Genomic DNA, 18,060 nt, shown 5'->3' with positions numbered 1-18,060 from the left:
CGCCGCCATCTGGCACAACTGGAACACCGGCGCACCCGTAAAACGGTCCCTGACCGCCTACGACCACTAACCCGAATTTCACATCAGCGATCTAGGAGGTCAGGGCAGCAGCGCGCCGCGCTCGCGCTCGCGGCCGACGGTGTGCGGGGCGGCACCGCGTTCCTGGCCGCCCTGACCACGGACTGAGTCAGGCTCAGCCGCGTGTCAGCAAGCTCGACGGCGTCCGCCGGGTGACCTGCTCCACCTCCTGCGCGTCCAGCCCCTCCGCCAGATAGGAGACCGCGCCGGTGAACAGTTCCCCCTTCAGGAACGGGAAGTCCGTCCCCAGGACCAGGCGGTCGGCGCCGAACGTCTGCGCAGCCGCGCGCAGGGCCGGCACGTGGCCGTGGGAGACGGTGTCGTAGAACATCCGGCGGGCCGTGACGCTGGGCGGCTCCGGCAGCCCGGACATCTGGTGGTCGGCCCGCTCGGCCAGCATCGCCAGCGCCCCGCCGAGGTGCGGGACGACGATGCGCATCCCCGGATGACGGAGCGGGACGCCGTCGGCGATGAGCCGCATGGCCGCCACCGTGTCCTCGACCGGCGCGCCGACCGCCCACCGCAGCCTGGGGTCGGCCGCGAACTCCCCCGCCGGGTGCACGAACAGGACGGCGCCGCGCCGGTCGAGCTCGGCGTACACGGGAAGGAGCGAGGCGTGCCCGAGCGCGGCGGAGTTGATCGCGACGCCGACCGCGCCCAGCTCGTCCATGGCCCGCTCCAGCTCGGCCGCGGCCAGGCCGGCGTGCGGGAGCGGGAGGGCGGCCAGCATGGCGAAGCGGTCCGGCCACCGCCGCACGGTCTTGGCGTACAGGTCGTTGACGTGGCGGGCGGCGGCCAGCGCGTGGGCCGGATCGGCGAAGTCGGCCGCCTGCGGGGTCGCCGACAGCACCTGCAGTCCGATGCCGGCCGCGTCCATGAGCGAGAGGCGCGCGGCCATCTCGGACCGGGACGTGCCGGCTCCCATGCCGCGCTGGACCGCCGTGGCGGCGCGGCCGTAGGAGTCGAGCAGGTCGAGGTAGTCGTCGGTCCACAGGTGGGCGTGGAAGTCGACGCGCATCAGTCGTGGCTGGGGAACTCGGCGAGCACGTGCGCGCGGGCGGCGTCGACGAGCACGCCGGGCCGCTCCGGGTCGAGCCCGACGTGCCGCCCGGCCCGCTTGCGCACCTCGCCCGCCACCAGCACGGTGTCCACGTCCCGTCCGTTGCACTGCATGAGAACGTGGGCGGCCGGGTCGGCCAGCGAGCCGCCCTTCACCAGGATGACGTCGGCCTCCTTGCCTGGGGTCAGGCTGCCGATCCGGGCGGACAGGCCGAGGGCCCGCGCGCCGTTCACGGTGGCCATGCGCAGCACCTCGCGCGCGGTCAGCGTCGGGATGCCGGGACGGCGGCGCCCGTCGCGGCCCTGCGAGCGTTCCTCCTCGCTGTCGAGGTAGCAGGTGAGCTGATAGCCGAGGCGCATCTGGCCGAGCAGGTCGGCGTCGGTGTAGGTGACGATGTCGCAGCCCCAGCCGACCCGCAGCCCGAGCTTGACGGCCCTGCGCACGATCGAGAACGAGGAGCCGAGGCCGATCTCGACCGCCGGGGTGGAGGACAGCGTGGCGTCGGCGTCGGCCAGCATCCTGATCTCCTCGTCGGTGACGACGTTGCCGTGCACCGGCACGAGGTCGGGGCCGAGCAGCCCCGCCTCGTGCATCGCGGTGATCTGCCCCGCGTAGTTGGAGTGGATCGTCATCCCCAGCCCCCGCTCACGGGCGAACGCCACCTCCTTGGCGCTGGTCGCCAGGTCCACGGTCTCCAGGTCGCTGAGCGCCAGCATGAGCGAGACCCGGTCGTGCCCCAGCCCTTCCTGCACCCGTACGGCGTCCGCGAGCCGCTGGTCGTGCGAGGTGAAGTGGCCGGGCGGCTTGTCGCGCAGGCTGTAGCCGTGCACGCCCCGGATGCCGGAGTCGATCAGCCCGGCCACGGCCATGTCGGAGTGCCGCGGCGTCGCGATGCAGTGGCAGAAGTCGAGCGCGGTGGTGACCCCGTTGCCGAGCAGTTCCCTGCCTCCGGCGAAGCCGCCCGCGTAGACGTCCTCCGGGCGGAACCTGGAGCGGTAGGGCAGCACCGAGGTGAAGTACTCGCCGTGCCACAGCTCCGAGGCCAGCCCGCGCAGCACCGTCTGCCACAGGTGGATGTGGGTGTCCACGAAGCCGGGCAGCACGATCATCCCGGTCGCGTCGATCACCTCCTCCGCCCGCGCGGCGGGGTCGGCCGGCCCCGCGGAGACGATGGCCGTGCCGTCGATGAGCAGGTCGCCGCCGGGCACGTCGCCGATGGCGTCGTCCATGGTCAGCAGGTGTCCGCCCCTGATCAGGATCGTCATGCTTCCTCTTCCGTGAGTTCGCGCGGCGCGCGCCTGCGGGCGCGCCGCTCCCGCTGGACGACGGGGTCGGGCACCGGCGCCGAGTCCAGCAACATGCGGGTGTACGGGTGGCGGGGCCGCCGGTAGACCTCTTCCGCGCCGCCCTGCTCGACCAGGCTGCCCAGGTGCATCACGCCGACCTGGTGGCTGATCCGCCGGACCACCGCCAGGTCGTGGGAGATGAACAGCAGGCTCAGCGAGAGTTCGCGCTGCAGCTTGAGCAGCAGTTCGATGATCTGGCTCTGGGTGGAGACGTCGAGGGCGCTGACGGCCTCGTCGCAGATGACCAGGCGGGGCCGTACGGCCAGCGCCCGCGCGATCGCCACCCGCTGGCGCTGTCCGCCGGACAGCTCGGCCGGGTAGCGTCCGCCGAGCTCGCGGGCCAGCCCGACCTGGTCGAGGAGTTCGTCCACGCCGCCGGTGCCGCCGTCGTTGCCCGCGCGCAGGGCCAGCGTCAGCGTCTTGGCCACCGGATGCCGGGGGTTGAGGGAGGCGAGCGGGTCCTGGAAGACGACCTGGACGGCCTGCCGGTACCAGCGGGGCGTACGCGCGCCGAACGCGCCCAGGTCGTGGCCGTCGAACTCGATCGTCCCGGCGGCCGGGCGCACCAGCCTGAGCACCGCCCTTCCCGTGGTGCTCTTGCCGCTGCCCGACTCGCCGACCAGTCCGAACGTCTCCCCGGCCGCGACGGAGAAGCTGACGTCCTTCACCGCGTCGAAGCGGCGGGCCTTCCACAGGGTGCGGCCCGTCTCGTAGCTCACCCGCAGGTTCTCCACCCGCAGGAGCGGCCGGTCAGGCATGGGCACCTCCGGAGGCGGCCAGCAGGGCGGCGGTGTAGGGGTGTTCCGGCGCGGTGAACAGTCCGCCGACCGGCGCCTGCTCCACGATCCTGCCCGCGCGCATGACCGCGACCCGGTCGCACACGTCGGCCACCACGCCCAGGTCGTGGGTGATGAGCAAGATCGTCATGCCGAAGCGTTCGCGCAGGTCGAGCAGCAGGTCGAGCACCTGGCACTGCACGGTCACGTCGAGCGCCGTGGTGGGCTCGTCGGCGATGAGCAGCCTGGGGCCCGCGGCCAGCGCCCTGGCGATGACCACGCGCTGGGCCATGCCGCCGGAGAACTGGTGGGGGTGGTCGCCGAGCCTGCGCCGGGCGTCCGGCACGCCGACCAGGGTGAGCAGCTCGGCGGCCCGGTCCAGGGCGGCCCGGCGGGACAGGCCCTCGTGGGTACGCAGCGGCTCGATGAGCTGCCTGCCGATGGTGTGCACCGGTGACAGCGCGGACTGCGGGTCTTGGAAGATCATGCCGATCTCCGGGCCGCGCAGGGTGGCGAGCTCGTTGTCGGGCAGGCCGAGCAGCTCGCGTCCGGCCACCCGTACGCTGCCTTCGGTCACCGCGCCGGGCGGCGGCAGGAGGCCGGCCAGCGCGAGCGCGGTCATCGTCTTGCCCGAGCCAGACTCGCCGACGAGGCCGAAGACCTCGCCTTCCGCGATGTCGAAGCTCACGTCCTCGACCACGGTGACCGGTCCGGGGAAGGCGACGCTCAGCGAGCGCACCGAGAGCAGCGCCCGCGTGGATTCGGCGGGCACGAGCCGGACCGGCGGCGGCTTCCAGGAGGGCGCCGGTGCCCGCGCCCCGCTCATGGCCTCGCGCAGGCCGTCCCCGATCAGGTTGAACGCCAGCACCGTGAGCATGATGGCGAGGCCGGGGAAGACCGGCAGCCACGGCTGGTCGCCCACGTAGGCCCGCGAGCGGTCCAGCATCTGCCCCCACGAGGCGTCGCCCACGTCCACGCCGAGCCCGAGGAAGCTGAGCATGGCCTCGAAGAGCTGCGCGAAGCCGAGGTAGATGGAGGACTGCACGATCAGCGGCCCGGCCACGTTGGGCAGGATCTGGCCGAACATGACGCGCGGGGCGGACAGCCCGAGCACGCGGGCCGCGTCCACGTACGGCAGCTCGCGCTCGGCCAGCACCATCCCGCGGGTCAGCCGGAGCAGCTGGATGGCGAAGATGACGCTGACGCCCAGCATCGCGTTGGTGAGGCCGCGCCCGAGCAGCGCGATGACGCCGAACGCCAGCAGCAGCGCCGGGATGGAGCTGACGGCGTCCACCACGCGCATGGCCACCCGGTCCCACCAGCCGCCGAAGTAGCCGATGACCAGCCCGGCGGGCACGCCGAGCAGGAGGGCCAGGCCCACCGCCTGCACCGAGGCGCGCAGCGCGATCCTGGTGCCGTAGATGAGCCGCGAGAGCTGGTCGCGGCCCAGCTCGTCGGTGCCCAGCCAGTGCGCGGCGCCCGGCCCTTCCAGCCTGCCCGTCACGTTCACGGCCGACGGGTCGTACGGCGCCAGCCACGGCGCGGCCACCGCGGCCAGGACCAGGAGCAGCAGAAACGCCAGGCAGACGAACGTGGCGGGCTGCCTGAGCAGCCGGGAGACGGCGCTCACTGCGGCCTCGCCTTCGGGTCGAGCAGCCCGTAGCCGATGTCGACGGCCAGGTTGATCAGCACCACGAGGCAGGCGACCAGCACGATCCCGCCCTGCAGCACGGGCACGTCGTTGCGCACCACCGCGTCCAGGATCAGCGTGCCCGTGCCGGGGATGGCGAAGACCCGCTCGACCACGAAGCTGACCGCGAGCAGCACGACGACCTCGTGTCCCACCGCGGTCAGGATCGGCACCATGGAGTTGCGCAACGCGTAGCGGTAGACGATCCTGCGGCGCGGCGTGCCGACCGCGCGCAGCGCCCGCACGTACGGCGCGCGCAGCGTCTCGGCCATGGCGCCCCTGGTCTGCCGGGCGATCACCGCGGCCGAGTGCAGTCCCAGCGCCACGCACGGCAGCACCAGCCCGTACGCCCACATGCCGGGCCCGTCGGCGAACCGGGTGAACCCGAGCACCGGGAACCAGCGCAGTTCCACCGCGAAGAAGAGCATGAGCAGCAGCGCCAGCCAGAACCCGGGCATGGCCAGCCCGGCGGAGGTGACCGCGGTGATCAGCCGGTCGATCGCCGAGCCCGCCCGCAGGGCGCCCCAGACACCCGCGGGCACGCCGACGGCGATCGCCAGCAGCGTGCCGCCGGCCACCATCGCCAGCGTGACCGGCAGCCGCTCGGCGAGGCTGGACACGATGGGCTGCTGGGTGAAGAACGAGGTCCCGAGATCGCCCCTGAACACCTGGCCCAGCCACGACCCGAACTGCACCACCAGCGGCCGGTCGTAGCCCAGCTGGTGGCGCAGCAGCGCCCGCTGCGCCTCGCTCGCCCCTTCGCCCAGCATCTGCCGGGTCGGGTCGACCCCGACCCGGGTCAGCAGGAACACCACGACCGACACCAGCAGCAGCATCGGCGGCAGGGCGAGCAGCCGGGAGAGGATGAGCTTACGCATGGATGCGGGCTTCCTTGTAGCGGAAGACCGACGGCTCGAACCGGGTCGGCACGATGTTGTCCACCTTGCGCGGATCCCAGATGAAGGTGATCGGGCGGCTGAAGAAGCCGCAGTCGAGTGCCTGGTCGTGGATGATCTGGGTCATCCGCCGGTACAGGTCCTCCCGCTCGGCGTCCGTGCCGCCGGCCAGCGCCTGCTCGGCCAGCTTCTCCAGCTCCGGGGAGCCGGTCTTGTACGGGTTGCCGCCGCCGTCCGGGGCGAACCGGTAGGAGTAGTAGTCGAGCGGGCCGGTGCTCTCGCTGTTGCTGGTGTTGTACGCCGCGGGGTACCGGTCGAAGGTGGAGAAGTACTGCGGGATCGACATCTTCTCCACCTTGACCGTGATCCCGGACTCGGCCAGCTGGCTGCGGACCAGCTCGCCCAGCAGTTCGGTGCCGGGGAAGACGGGGAAGGTGAAGCTCACGTCCTTCTTGCCGCTCTCGGCCAGCAGGGCGCGGGCCTTGGTCACGTCACGGGTGTAGCCGCGTACCTGCGGGTTGTAGCCGGGCTGGCCCTCGCTGAAGCGTTGCGGGTAGCTCTCGCCCAGGCCCTCGAACTGGCCGTCGAGCAGGGCCTTGGTGTCCAGGGAGTGACAGACGGCCTGCCGTACGCGGGGGTCGGCGAAGGTGTCCTTGCGGTCGAAGAACAGGAAGTGGTAGCGCAGGCCGGGGTACCACAGCGACTTCAGGCCCTGGGTCTCGGCGCGCTTCTTGTACTGCGCGGCCACGGAGACCACGTCGACCTGGCCGGTGACCAGCGCGTTGTAGCCGCTGTCGTCGTCGGCGATCGTGTGGATCTCCAGGCGGCGCGGGCCGACCTTGTCCGGCTCGTAGTACTTGTCGAAGAAGTCGAGCACGACCTTGGAGTCGCGGATCGACTGGGCGGCGTTGTACTTCCACGGACCGGTTCCGGCGGGCTGGGTCTTGAACGTGCCGTCCTTGATGGTCTTGGGGCTCAGCATGTAGCCGCCCGTCCTGGCCAGTTGCGCGGGCAGCGCCGGGGCGGGGCGCTTCAGCTTGAGCACCACGTGCGAGGCGTCGGGGGTGAGGATCTCCTCGACCGGCTTCATGATCGTCGCGAACTCGGTCATGCTGTCGCGGATCCGCTCCAGGTTGACCTTGACGGCCCGCGCGTCGAACGGCGTGCCGTCATGGAAGACGACACCGGTCCTGAGCGTGAACTCCACCTGCCCGCCCGTCGCCTTCCATGAGGTCGCGAGCCTGGGCAGCAGTTCGATGCCGTCCGGCGCCTGCTCGACGAGCTGCTCGAAGACGGCGGAGACGTAGGTGTTGTTCGGCTTGTTGAACGGCTCCCAGTCGTCGAGCGTGAAGCCCACGCCGAACCTGAGCGTTCCTCCGGCCGCCGCGGCGGGAGCGGTGGACGGGCCGGTGTTCTGGGCCGAGCACGCGGTGATCGCCGCGGCCACGAGTGCCGCCGCGACGAGCTTGCGGTAGGACATGACGGCTCTCCTTCTCTAACGGAACGCGGGACCGGCCCAGACGGGGACGCCGCCGACCACGGTCAGCTCGGCGCCGATTCCGGGGATCTCGTCCTCCGGCACGGTGAAGTAGTCCTGGTCGAGCACCACCAGATCGCCGCGCAGGCCGGGCTCCAGCCGTCCGCGCTGGTGCTCCTCGAAGCTGAACCAGGCGCTGCCACCGGTGCAGATGCGCAGCGCCTCGGCACGGGTGAGCAGGTTGTCCGCGGCCCTGATCCGCTTTCCGCCGATCTCGCGGCCGGAGACGTACCAGTGCATGGCGGTGAAGGGGCGGTAGGAGGCCACCCGCATCGCGTCGGTGCCCCCGCCGACCGGCACGCCCGCGTCGAGCAGGGCCCGCAACGGCGGCGCCTGGAGCACCGCCTCCTCGCCCCACGCCTCGATCAGCTCGGCGCCCTCGAACCTGAGCATGGCCGGGACGAGCACGCCGACGCCGAGCCTGGCCACCCGCCCGACCGTCGCCCGGCTCATGCCCTCGCCGTGCACGATCGCCCAGCGCAGCGGCGCCAGCGGGATCTCGGCGTCCAGCCGCTCCCACAGGCCCACGATCGCCTCGATGGTGTCGGCCCTGATGGCGTGGATCTGGACCGGCCAGCGGCGGCGGGCGCAGTCGGTGAAGGTCGCGTACAGGGCTTCGAGCGAGCCTTCCGACAGGTCGGGGCTGCGGGAGAAGCCGTCGTGCACGTTGTAGTGGATGATCTCGCCCATGCCGAGGACCCTGAGCATGTCGTCGCCGAGGCCTGGCGCGAGAAAGCGCAGGTAGCCGGGCAGTTCCTCCGGCTCGGCGTACGGGCGCGAGGCGTGCACGGTCGTGCGCACCCGGACGGTGAGCAGCCCGCGCCGCCAGGTCTCGTAGAGGGCGGCGTACACGTCGGGGCCGGTGTTGGCGCCGCCGCCGTCGATGAGCCCGGTGATCCCGGCGGCGCTGAAGGCGAGGGAGGCGGCGGCCGTGGAGGCCACCTGCTCCTCCGGCGTGGGTACGGGCAGCTGCCAGTACAGCCAGCGCATCGCCGCCATGCCGCGCAGCACGCCGGCCGGGTCGACGGCGCCGGCGTCGAGGCCCTCGGCGGCGGCCTTGCCCAGGTCCACCGCGCGCAGGGCGGCGGTGCTGAGCAGGCCCCACGAGTAGCCGAGCTGGACGAAGACCGGATGGCCGGGGGCGGCGCGGTCCAGCTCCTCGCGCGTGGGCGCCCTGCGCTCGGCGAACTGCTCGGGATGCCAGCCGCCGATGACCTTGATCCAGGTGCCGGGCGGGCGGTCCGCTGCGGCCTCGGCGATCCGTTCCAGGGCTCCGGCGAGGGTGGGCTCGCGGCCCCACTGGACCTCGTCGTTCCAGGTCAGTCCGGCGCGGACGAAGTGAGTGTGCCCGTCGATGAGGCCGGGCACCACCCTGCGCCGCCCGGCGTCGATCACGGGGACCGCGGGGCCGGCCATCGTTCTGGCGACCGCGTCCTCTCCGACGTATGTCACGCGTCCGTCCCTGATGAGCACGGCGGAGGCCTCGGCGGGCGTCCTTCCGTCCTCGGCGAGCGTGGTCACCAGGGCGTTCATCAACAGCAGGTCCGAAGTAGCCAACTCGGAGGTCCCTTCACACCGACGTTGCGGCTGAGTGTCCATGTGAAGCGAGAGGATGTCAATCGTTTGCTCTAAAGTGGCCGAAAATCTGACTAGCACCCCCTTCCGACAGTGCGTTTCTTCAGCGAAATCGATTGCGCAATCGTGGCCGCATACGTAACTCATCCGAGGCGAACGCGGTATTTGCGGTGTTATCTTCCGCTCGAGGTGAGGCCCGATGCGCAAGCTGGCCGTACTGCTGGCGACCCTGCTCCTGACCGCGATCCCCGCGCCGCTCCACGCGGCCGCGGGCGCGCAACCTCCCCCGGTGGTCTACCAGCGGGCGGCCCTGCGCGCGGGCACCTCCGAGGGCGTCGCCACCGGCGCCACCCTGACCTTCGCCGCACCCGCCGGCGTGATCGAGTACGGCGGCGCGAGCTGGGAGTACGCCCGCTGGACCAGCCGCGACACCCGGGTCGGATTCGGCGCCACCGAGCTGATCGGCTCCTGGACCGCCGGCACCCCGGCGGGCACCTGGATCCAGATCGAGCTGCGCGGCACGTCACCCGACACCAAGTGGTACGTCCTCGGCCGCTGGGCCTACGGCGACGCCGACATCCGCCGCACCTCCGTACCCGGCCAGGCCGACGCGGACGGCACCGTCAACGTCGACACGTTCGCCGCCGCGAAGGGCCGGCCGGTCGACTCCTACCAGCTCCGGGTCACGCTGCACCGCAGACCCGGCCAGGCGGGCGGGCCCGTCGTGCGGACCCTGGGGGCGATGGCGTCGGCGGTGCCGTACCGGGCGAGCGTGCCCGTCAGCCCCGGCGGCGGGGCGTGGGGCACCGAGCTCAAGGTGCCACGGCGCTCGCAGGGCATCCACCTCGGCCACTACCCCGAGTGGGACGGCGGCGGCCAGGCGTGGTGCAGCCCCACCTCGACCGCGATGGTGCTGGGCTACTGGCGCAAGGGGCCGAGCGCCGCCGACCTGGCCTGGGTCGATCCGAGCGACCCGAGCCCCGAGGTCGACTACGCCGCCCGCTACGTCTACGACCTGGACTACGAGGGGGCGGGGAACTGGCCGTTCAACACCGCCTACGCGGGGCGGTACGGGCTCGACGGGTTCGTCACCCGGCTGCGGTCGCTGACGGAGCTTGAGCGGTTCATCAAGGCCGGGATTCCGGTGATCACCTCGCAGTCGTTCAAGAAGGAAGAGCTGCCCGGCGCCGGGTACGGGACCGACGGTCACCTGTTCGTCGTCATCGGCTTCACCCGGACCGGCGACGTGATCGTCAACGACCCGGCCAACGCGCCGACGAACGACGACGCGCGCCGGGTCTACCCCCGTGCCGCCTTCGAGAACGTCTGGCTGCGCAGCTCCAGCAGCGCCGGTATCGTCTACGTGATCCGCCCGCCCGGCCACCGCCTGCCCGCCCGCACCCCAGGCCTGCCCGCCAACTGGTGACCGGCCGGACGCAGGTTCAGTACCGATGACGGATACCGGTACGTAGCACATGCGGGGTTAGCCTCGGCCAACCGTCTTCCCCCCAGGCGGAGGTGTCATTGGCATGAGTCACAAGCCCTGGACTGCGATCGTGGCCTTAGCCGCGATCCTCGCGACGGCCGCTCCGGCCGCGGCAGCCGTACCCCAGCAGCAGTCAGCGACCACCCCACCACCGGCCCAGCAGCAGGCGGACCCGGTCACCCCCGCCGGCGAGCAGCACGCTGCCGACCTCAAGCTGCGCTACGGCGCGGCGGAGCGCACGACCCAGATCCGGCGACCGGGATCCAGCTACATCAAGGTCCATTTCGCCGCGCTCAAGCTCGTCCCCGGCGACTACGTCACCGTCGCCGGCCCCGACCGCCGTGAGGTCCACACCTACTACGGCGACCCGGCGCTCGGCGCCAACGTCCGTGGCTCCGGCCACACCGTCCACGGCACGCCGGGCTTCGCCGCCCTGTCCGTCGACGGCGACACGGCCGTGATCACCCTGCACACCACCGGCCGGCGCTCGGCCGCCCGGCTCGCCGGGCTGGGCTACGGCGCCGTGATCAACCGCTACTACCGCGGCTTCACCGGAGACGAAGCCGCGGCGCGCACCCCCAAGAGCTTCTCGGTCTGCGGCACCGACGCCCGACGCGACGTCGTCTGCTACCGCGACAGCCACCCCACCGAGTACGCCAGGGGCAACGCGGTCGCCCGCCAGCTCCTCGACGGCCTGGGCCACTGCACCGCGTGGCGGGTCGGCAACACCAACCGCATGCTGACCAACAACCACTGCATGGAGAACGCCGCCGACCTGGCCGCCAGCGAGTTCCAGTTCGACTACCAGTGCGCGACCTGCGGCGGCAACGACCCGCGGGCCGGCACCAAGGTGGCCGGCGGGCAGTTCCTCAAGACCAGCGGGCTCAACGCCCTCGACTACACCCTGTTCAGCGTCGCCGACTTCGCCGCCGTGCAGCAGTTCGGCACGCTGTACCTCGACCCGCGCCCGCCGGTCGCCGGTGAGCGGATCTACATCCCCGGCCACGGCGACGCGCGGCCCAAGCGGCTGTCGTTGTTCGAGGAGACCCAGGGCGGCGCCACCTGCAAGATCGACGTGGTGTCCTCCGGCGTCAACACCGGCTACCGCTGCGACACCTCGGGCGGCAACTCCGGCTCGCCGGTGCTGGCCGCCTCCAGCCACAAGGTGATCGCCCTGCATCACCTGGGCGGCTGCCCCAACTGGGGCACCAGGATCACCGAGGTCTACAACGAGATCTCCGGCATGATCGACAACAACCCGCCCACCGGTGGCAACGACTTCTCGCTGGCCCTCTCCCCGTCCTCGGCCACCATCCAGCCGGGACAGACCGCCACCTCGACCGTGTCCAGCGCGGTGACCGGCGGCAGCGCGCAGCAGATCACGCTCGCGGCCTCCGGCCAGCCGGCGGGCGTCACCGCGTCGTTCTCGCCCTCGGTCATCCAGGCCGGCGCGTCCTCGACGCTGACGCTCTCCACCACCGCGCAGGCGTCGACGGGCAGCTACACGATCACCGTCGTGGGCACGGGCGCCTCGGTGACCCGCTCGTCGACGTTCACCCTGACACTCGGCGGCGCTCCGCCGACGGGGTGTCCCGGCTACGAGACGAACAAGACCGGGTCGCTGACCAGCGGCGCCAGCCAGTACCAGCCTGACGGACAGTACTTCCAGACGACGACCACCGGCCCGCACCGCGCCTGCCTGGACGGTCCCGCGGGCACCGACTACGACCTGTACCTGCAGAAGTGGAACGGCTCCAGCTGGGCCGCCGTCGCCCAGGGCGCCACCTCGGGCCCGGACGAGACGCTCACGTACACCGGCACCGCCGGGTACTACCGCTACCGCGTCCACGCCTACAGCGGCGCCGGCGCCTACTCCCTCGGCTACGACGCTCCCTGACCGATCCCGCTCGACCGGCCGCGCCCGGCCTGCCCCCGGGCGCGGCTCCTCTCTTCCATGTGATTAGGTTAGCCTTGCCTAAATCACCCAGAAGGGACGGAACTCGTGAAGCGGATCGATGACCGTGAGCGGTACCTGGAGCGCATCGCGGAGGTCAGAGCGGGGACGATCGCCCGCAAGGTGGCCTACCCGATCCGGATCCGCGAGGTCGAGGTCCTGCGCACCGCCATGGTCGGCAGCGGGCTGATCCGGGTGACCCTGGGCGGCCCCGGCCTGGCCGGGTTCGAGGCCCACTCCCCCGACGAGCACGTACGCCTGATCTTCCCCGAGACCGACGGCTCCCTGCGCCTGCCCGAGCCCGACGGGCTCATGCTGAGCTGGCCGCGCCCGTTCCCCACCACCCGCAAGTACACGGTGCGCCGCTACGACCCGGTGGCCGGCGAACTCGACCTCGACTTCGCCCTGCACGGCAAGGGCGTCGCCGCCGACTGGGCACGCAACGCCGCCCCCGGCGCGAGCGCCCACGTCGCCGGCCCGCCCGGCGGGCTGATCGTGCCCCACTCCTACGACCGGTACCTGCTGGCCGGCGACCTCACCGCGCTGCCCGCGATCGCCCGGTGGCTGGAGGAACTGCCGCGCACCGCCGCCGGATGGGCCTTCATCGAGGTCGCCGACGCCGGCGAGGAGATCGAGCTGACCGCGCCCGCGGGCGTCGAAGTCCGCTGGCTGCGCAACGGCGACCTCGCGCGGGCCGTGCAGGAGGTGGCGGTGCCCGAGGGCGAGCGGATCTTCGCCTGGATGGCGGGCGAGGCCGACGCGCTGAAGCCGCTGCGCCGCTGGGTCCGCGACCACCTCGAGCTCGGCGCCGACGACCAGGACATCACAGGCTACTGGAAACGCGGCGCCGCCGACTACGACGACCACTGATCCACCCCACGTTAAGGAAACACCCATGTCTACTGGCCGCACGCTCGGCTCCGTCATGCTCGCACTCGCCGTGGCCACCGCGGGCTGCGCGTCGAACACCGGGAGCCAGCCGCCCGCCGCCAAGACCGCCACCCGCGTCTTCAAGGCCGCCAACGGCGACATCACCATTCCCGCCGACCCCAAGCGCGTGGTCGCGACCGGCTATGCCGTACCCGTGCTGATCGAGGCTGGGGCGCCGCTGACCGGGATCTCGACGTGGAAGCGCGGCGTGCCGCTCATGGACGCCAAGACCCGCGCCGCCTACGACAAGCTGCCGAAGGTCGCCGGGGACACCGCGGCCGAGACCAATTACGAGGCGATCGCCAACGCCAAGCCCGACCTCATCGTCATCGGCGTGCCGACGCCGGTGCTGGCCGACATCGACCTCAAGCGCCTGCAGTCGATCGCGCCCGTCGTGGCGATCGGACCGACGGTTCCCTCGGCGTGGCGCGAACTGTCGCAGCGCCAGGCCGACGCCGCGGGCGCGCTGGAGGGCTTCGACACCGCCAAGACGACCTACGAGGCCAAGGCCGCCGAGCTCAGGAAGAAGTACGAGAAGGTCCTGCCGGGGCTGAAGCTCGCCCACGTCGGCGCGTACGGGGAGGTCGGGAAGGGCACCTTCCAGCGCGAGTTCGACAAGTCGTGGGGCACCAACATCGCCAACGACATCGGCGCCGCCTACTACGGCCAGGTGAAGGTGAAGGGCGGCGGCAGCAAGGACGTGAGCGAGTACCCCTCGATCGAGGAACTGCCCACGGCGCTCGCCGAGGCCGACGCGGTCACCTACTCGGTCGGCCCGGACGGCGCGCCGCTGCAGGCCGTCAAGTACGTGCTCGACTCCGAGCTGTGGAAGAAGCTGCCCGCGGTGAAGGCCGGCAAGGCCTTCGCGATCCGCTACACCGAGGCCGCCACCTACGGCCAGGCGCTGCTCACCCTGGACGCGCTCGACAAGTCGCTGGCGCCGCTGGCCGGGCGATGACGCTCGCCGCACGCGCCGGGACGATCACCGGGCGCGGCGCGGTGCTCGTCGCCGGGGTGGCCCTGCTCGCGCTGGCCGCCGTCGTCAGCGTCGGCATCGGCGCCCACGCCGTCGCGCCCGCCGAGGTGGTGCGTGCGCTGTTCGCCTTCGACGGGTCGCCCGACCACTCGATCGTGCGCGACGTCCGGCTGCCGCGCGCGCTGCTCGGCGTGGGCGTCGGCGCCGCCCTGGCGGTGGCGGGCGTGCTCATCCAGACGCTGTCGCGCAACCCGCTCGCCGAGCCGGGCGTCCTCGGCGTCACCGCCGGGGCCGGCTTCGCGATGACCATGGGCGCCGCGCTCGGCCTGGCCACCACGCCCACCTCGGAGCTCGTGCTGTCCGGCGGCGGCGCGGCGCTGGCCGCGGTGCTGGTGTACTCGGTGGGGCGCGCGTCGCCGCTGCGCCTCGTGCTCACCGGCGTTGCGCTGAGCGCGGTGCTGGCCGGGCTGTCGCTGGGGCTGCGGCTGATGCTGCCCGACGTCTTCGACCGCTTCCGGTTCTGGTCGATCGGCTCGCTGGCCGGGCGCGAGAAGGACCCGTTCGCGCTCACGCTGGTGCTGATCGTCCTCGCCGTCGCCGGGGCGCTGCTGCTCAGCCGTCCGCTCAACGCGGTCGCGCTCGGCGAGACGGTCGCGCGCACTCTGGGCGCGAGCGTCACCCGGGTACGGCTGGCCGCACTCCTGTGCATCACCGTGCTGGCCGGGGCGGCCACCGCCGCGGCCGGGCCGATCCTGTTCGTCGGCCTGATCGTGCCGCATGTGGTTCGGCCGCTGGCCAGAGGTTCGGTCCCGTGGCTGACCGCGTACTCGGCGGTGCTCGGGCCGATCCTGCTGCTGGTCTCCGACATGGGCTCGCGGGTGCTGCTGCCGACGGGAGAGGTGCCGGTGGCGATCGTGACCGCGTTCCTCGGCGGCCCGGTGCTCATCTGGGCCGTGCGGCGCTACGGGGCGGGGACGCTGTGAACGTCGTGCTGCGCTTTGGGGTGGGGGCGCTGTGAGTGTCGTCGTGCTGCGGGCGGCCGGGCGGGCGGTCCGGGTCGAGCGGCGGACGCTGGTGCTGTCGGCGGCGCTGGCCGCCATGATGCTCGGGGCCGGGCTGCTCGGCCTGTGCTACGGGGCCTCGTGGGCGACGCCCGGCGAGGTGCTGGCCGCGCTCGGCGGGCAGGGCGAGTCCGTGGTGGTGATCAGGGACTGGCGGCTGCCCCGGGTGCTGGCCGGCATGGTCTTCGGCCTCGCGCTCGGCGTGGCCGGGGCGATCTTCCAGAACCTCACCCGCAACCCCATGGGCAGCCCCGACGTGATCGGTCTCGACGCCGGCGCGTACACCGGCGCGCTGGTCGCGCTCACCGTGTTCTCCGGCGGCTCCGTCGTGCTCGCGACGAGCTCGGTGATCGGCGGGCTGGTCGTGGCCGCGATGATCTACCTGTTGTCCTCGGGCGGCGGGCTGTCGGGGCTGCGCCTGGTCGTGATCGGGATCGCGGTCAGCGCGATCGTGACCGCCTTCAACTCGTGGATCGTGCTGCGCGCCGAACTGGAGGTCGCGATCGCGGCCGTGGGCTGGAACGCCGGTTCACTGAACGGCGTCGACTGGGCGGACCTGCCGGTTCCCTTCGCGATCATCGCGGTACTGCTGGCCCTGATGGCGGCCTGGTCGCACACGATGCACCAGGCGGCGCTGGGCGAGGCGGTCGCGAGCGCCACCGGCGTCGGGCTGGGCCGGTTGCGGCTGCTCATGGTGCTGGTCGGCGTCGGGTGCACCGCGACGGTCACCTCGGTGGCCGGGCCGATCGTGTTCATCGCGCTGGCCGCTCCCCAGATCGGGCGCCGGCTGGCGGGAGCGGCCGGGGTTCCGCTCCTGCCGGCCGCGCTCACCGGCGCGGTCCTGCTGCAGGGCGCCGACCTGGCCGCGCAGATGCTGCTGGCCCCGGAATCCCTGCCGGTCGGTGTCGTCACCACCGCGATCGGCGGCTGCTACCTGATCTGGCTGCTGGCCAAGGAAGTGAGGCGGACGTGACCTCTGATCTGAATGCCGGGCATGGAGGTGAGGCGGACGTGACCTCTGGTCTGCGTGCCGGCCACGGAGGTGGGGCGGACGTGGCCGAGGTGCGGCTGCGGGCCCAGGATCTGGAGCTGCGCTACGCCGACCGGGTGGTCTCGACCCGGTTGAGCCTGGACGTCCCCGACGGCGCGTTCACCGCGATCGTGGGCGCCAACGCGTGCGGGAAGTCGACGCTGCTGCGGGCCCTTGTGCGGCTGCTGCGCCCGGCCGAGGGGAACGTGCTGCTCGACGAGCGGGACGTCGGGTCCTACGCGGCCAAGGCGCTCGCGCGCTCGCTCGGGTTCCTGCCCCAGGATCCGCTGGCGCCGGAGGACATCAGGGTCAGGCAGCTCATCGGGCGCGGGCGCTTCCCTCACCAGCCGATGTTGTCGCTGTGGTCGGCGGAGGACGAGAGCGCGGTCAGCGAGGCCATGACGACCGCGGGCGTGGACGGCCTGGCCGACCGGCCGGTGAACGAGTTGTCGGGCGGGCAGCGGCAGCGGGTGTGGGTGGCCATGGTGCTCGCGCAGCGCACGCCGTACCTGCTGCTCGACGAGCCGACCTCGTTCCTGGACATCGCGCACCAGTACCGGCTGCTGGGGCTGCTGTCGCGGCTGCGGGACGAGGGGCGCACGGTCGTCGCCGTGCTGCACGACATCAACCAGGCGTGCCGGTTCGCCGACCATCTGATCGCGATGAAGGACGGGCGGATCGTCGCCGAGGGCGCGGCGGCCGACGTGGTGGACGCCGCGCTGATCAAGGACGTCTTCGACCTGCCCGCCGTCGTCGTGCCGGACCCGGTGACCGGCACGCCGATGGTCGTGCCTACGCTCGACGGCCGAACAGGGCCATCCGGCTGATCATCGCGTCGGCGGCGAGGTGGTAGCAGACGCTCACGCAGCCGAGCAGTTCGGCGGGCGTGGTGAAGGAGCCGGCGAGCGTCTTGTCGGCGATCCTGCGTATGCCCGGGATCAGCGCGCCCAGCTCCGCCGCGGGGGTGCTCGGCATGTCGATCTCCAGCTCCAGCACGTCGGGCATGCGGAGCGGCGCCAGGTCTGCCGCTCCGCGTACGGTCGCCGCCGCCGCCTCCCGGATCTGCCGCCTGGCCTCCGACGGGGAGAGGCTGTCGGCCGCGGTGTGCCCGTGGGCCACCTTGACCGCGACGGTGCGTACGCCGGGAAAGGCCTTCTCCGCGACGCCGCAGATGACGTCGTCACCGGTGAGCAACCCGATCGGGACGCCGACCGCGGCCGCCTGCAGCGCGTTGACCTCGGCCTCCGAGACCAGGCTGCCGTTGAGCCGCACCTCGTAGAAGTGTGAGGAGTAGGTGTGGGAGAGCACGCCGGGCGAGCCGGCGGCGGCGTGGTAGCCGAGGAACATGGCCACGTCGTGCTCGGCCGAGATGCCCTCGGCCATGCAGTCCAGCTTGGGCGTGCCGAAGATCAGCCGGGCGCGGGGGTCGAGCTCCTCGTGCAGCAGGTTGTCCATGGTGCCGTGGCTGTCGTTGATCAGGACGCTGTCGGCGCCCGCCTCGAACGCGCCCTCGATGGCGGCGTTGGCCTCGGCGGTCATCAGGCGCTGCGAGCGGGGATAACCGTGGCCGCCGCGGACGATCTGGTCCATGGTCGCGATGCCGGAAATGCCCTCCATGTCGATGGAGATGTAGACCCGCACTGACTGCTCCTTTCGTTGGCCGCT

The 18,060-nt window shown here is 72.2% G+C and carries 16 protein-coding genes; 8 read left to right on the top strand and 8 right to left on the bottom strand.

Annotation, left to right across the window (positions count from 1 at the left end; genetic code table 11):
* Positions 1-186: hypothetical protein (locus tag ACFWY5_RS44840; protein WP_379638503.1), on the top strand; the 186-nt coding region annotated here is incomplete at its 5' end.
* A 7-nt stretch (positions 187-193) separates the two neighbouring features.
* Here the strand turns inward: ACFWY5_RS44840 and ACFWY5_RS44835 are convergent.
* Genes ACFWY5_RS44835 through ACFWY5_RS44805 form a run of 7 tightly spaced genes read right to left on the bottom strand, consistent with a single transcriptional unit; the run spans position 194 to position 8,940 of the window.
* Positions 194-1,096, bottom strand: a complete 903-nt coding sequence (locus ACFWY5_RS44835; RefSeq protein ID WP_379638502.1) for an amidohydrolase family protein — start codon at positions 1,094-1,096, stop codon at positions 194-196.
* On the bottom strand, positions 1,096-2,403 hold the full coding sequence (locus tag ACFWY5_RS44830; protein WP_379620194.1) for an amidohydrolase family protein: 1,308 nt from the start codon (positions 2,401-2,403) through the stop codon (positions 1,096-1,098). Before ACFWY5_RS44830 ends, ACFWY5_RS44835 begins: the two co-directional genes overlap by 1 nt.
* Positions 2,400-3,242 carry an ATP-binding cassette domain-containing protein gene (locus ACFWY5_RS44825; protein ID WP_379620192.1) on the bottom strand — a complete coding sequence of 281 codons (843 nt, stop codon included), beginning with the start codon at positions 3,240-3,242 and terminating at the stop codon, positions 2,400-2,402. The genes ACFWY5_RS44830 and ACFWY5_RS44825 overlap by 4 nt, the downstream gene beginning before the upstream one ends.
* Positions 3,235-4,890: a dipeptide/oligopeptide/nickel ABC transporter permease/ATP-binding protein gene (locus ACFWY5_RS44820; RefSeq protein WP_379638501.1), complete on the bottom strand. Its 1,656-nt coding sequence runs from the start codon at positions 4,888-4,890 to the stop codon at positions 3,235-3,237. Before ACFWY5_RS44820 ends, ACFWY5_RS44825 begins: the two co-directional genes overlap by 8 nt.
* The gene (locus tag ACFWY5_RS44815) at positions 4,887-5,828 is read right to left on the bottom strand and encodes an ABC transporter permease (RefSeq protein ID WP_379638500.1); all 942 of its coding nucleotides are present in this window, start codon (positions 5,826-5,828) and stop codon (positions 4,887-4,889) included. Before ACFWY5_RS44815 ends, ACFWY5_RS44820 begins: the two co-directional genes overlap by 4 nt.
* Positions 5,821-7,326: an ABC transporter substrate-binding protein gene (locus ACFWY5_RS44810; RefSeq protein ID WP_379620186.1), complete on the bottom strand. Its 1,506-nt coding sequence runs from the start codon at positions 7,324-7,326 to the stop codon at positions 5,821-5,823. The genes ACFWY5_RS44815 and ACFWY5_RS44810 overlap by 8 nt, the downstream gene beginning before the upstream one ends.
* Before the next feature lie 15 nt (positions 7,327-7,341).
* Positions 7,342-8,940 (bottom strand): amidohydrolase, encoded by a 1,599-nt coding sequence (locus ACFWY5_RS44805; RefSeq protein WP_379638499.1) that lies wholly within the window; start codon positions 8,938-8,940, stop codon positions 7,342-7,344.
* A 217-nt stretch (positions 8,941-9,157) separates the two neighbouring features.
* On the opposite strand from ACFWY5_RS44805, the gene ACFWY5_RS44800 reads away from it, so the two are divergent.
* From ACFWY5_RS44800 to ACFWY5_RS44770, 7 genes are all read left to right on the top strand, one after another.
* The gene (locus tag ACFWY5_RS44800; protein ID WP_379638498.1) at positions 9,158-10,384 is read left to right on the top strand and encodes a C39 family peptidase; all 1,227 of its coding nucleotides are present in this window, start codon (positions 9,158-9,160) and stop codon (positions 10,382-10,384) included.
* A 103-nt stretch (positions 10,385-10,487) separates the two neighbouring features.
* The gene (locus tag ACFWY5_RS44795) at positions 10,488-12,341 is read left to right on the top strand and encodes a trypsin-like peptidase domain-containing protein (protein ID WP_379620180.1); all 1,854 of its coding nucleotides are present in this window, start codon (positions 10,488-10,490) and stop codon (positions 12,339-12,341) included.
* A gap of 105 nt (positions 12,342-12,446) precedes the next feature.
* Positions 12,447-13,268 carry a siderophore-interacting protein gene (locus ACFWY5_RS44790; RefSeq protein ID WP_379638497.1) on the top strand — a complete coding sequence of 274 codons (822 nt, stop codon included), beginning with the start codon at positions 12,447-12,449 and terminating at the stop codon, positions 13,266-13,268.
* Between the two features lie 25 nt (positions 13,269-13,293).
* On the top strand, positions 13,294-14,286 hold the full coding sequence (locus ACFWY5_RS44785) for an ABC transporter substrate-binding protein (RefSeq protein WP_379638496.1): 993 nt from the start codon (positions 13,294-13,296) through the stop codon (positions 14,284-14,286).
* The gene (locus ACFWY5_RS44780; protein ID WP_379620174.1) at positions 14,283-15,287 is read left to right on the top strand and encodes a FecCD family ABC transporter permease; all 1,005 of its coding nucleotides are present in this window, start codon (positions 14,283-14,285) and stop codon (positions 15,285-15,287) included. The genes ACFWY5_RS44785 and ACFWY5_RS44780 overlap by 4 nt, the downstream gene beginning before the upstream one ends.
* Before the next feature lie 31 nt (positions 15,288-15,318).
* A complete protein-coding gene (locus tag ACFWY5_RS44775) occupies positions 15,319-16,338 on the top strand; it encodes a FecCD family ABC transporter permease (RefSeq protein WP_379638495.1) in 1,020 nt (339 codons plus the stop codon).
* A 38-nt stretch (positions 16,339-16,376) separates the two neighbouring features.
* On the top strand, positions 16,377-17,222 hold the full coding sequence (locus ACFWY5_RS44770) for an ABC transporter ATP-binding protein (protein WP_379638494.1): 846 nt from the start codon (positions 16,377-16,379) through the stop codon (positions 17,220-17,222).
* Here ACFWY5_RS44770 and ACFWY5_RS44765 read toward each other — a convergent pair.
* Entirely contained in the window at positions 17,188-18,036 is an 849-nt protein-coding gene (locus ACFWY5_RS44765; protein ID WP_379638493.1) for a M55 family metallopeptidase, read from the bottom strand. The genes ACFWY5_RS44770 and ACFWY5_RS44765 overlap by 35 nt on opposite strands.
* Between the last annotated feature and the right edge of the window lie 24 nt (positions 18,037-18,060).

The organism is Nonomuraea sp. NPDC059007, from assembly GCF_042740555.1.
Classification (GTDB): Bacteria; Actinomycetota; Actinomycetes; order Streptosporangiales; family Streptosporangiaceae; genus Nonomuraea.
Note: the sequence above shows the minus strand (reverse complement) of the source record. Positions and strands in the feature narration are given on the sequence as shown.

Excerpts from the sequence above, each read along its gene's own strand:
- ACFWY5_RS44835 (WP_379638502.1), bottom strand. The coding sequence starts at position 1,096 with ATGCGCGTCGACTTCCACGCCCACCTGTGGACCGACGACTACCTCGAC.
- ACFWY5_RS44830 (WP_379620194.1), bottom strand. The coding sequence starts at position 2,403 with ATGACGATCCTGATCAGGGGCGGACACCTGCTGACCATGGACGACGCC.
- ACFWY5_RS44825 (WP_379620192.1), bottom strand. The coding sequence starts at position 3,242 with ATGCCTGACCGGCCGCTCCTGCGGGTGGAGAACCTGCGGGTGAGCTAC.
- ACFWY5_RS44815 (WP_379638500.1), bottom strand. The coding sequence starts at position 5,828 with ATGCGTAAGCTCATCCTCTCCCGGCTGCTCGCCCTGCCGCCGATGCTG.
- ACFWY5_RS44810 (WP_379620186.1), bottom strand. The coding sequence starts at position 7,326 with ATGTCCTACCGCAAGCTCGTCGCGGCGGCACTCGTGGCCGCGGCGATC.
- ACFWY5_RS44800 (WP_379638498.1), top strand. The coding sequence starts at position 9,158 with ATGCGCAAGCTGGCCGTACTGCTGGCGACCCTGCTCCTGACCGCGATC.
- ACFWY5_RS44795 (WP_379620180.1), top strand. The coding sequence starts at position 10,488 with ATGAGTCACAAGCCCTGGACTGCGATCGTGGCCTTAGCCGCGATCCTC.
- ACFWY5_RS44785 (WP_379638496.1), top strand. The coding sequence starts at position 13,294 with ATGTCTACTGGCCGCACGCTCGGCTCCGTCATGCTCGCACTCGCCGTG.
- ACFWY5_RS44780 (WP_379620174.1), top strand. The coding sequence starts at position 14,283 with ATGACGCTCGCCGCACGCGCCGGGACGATCACCGGGCGCGGCGCGGTG.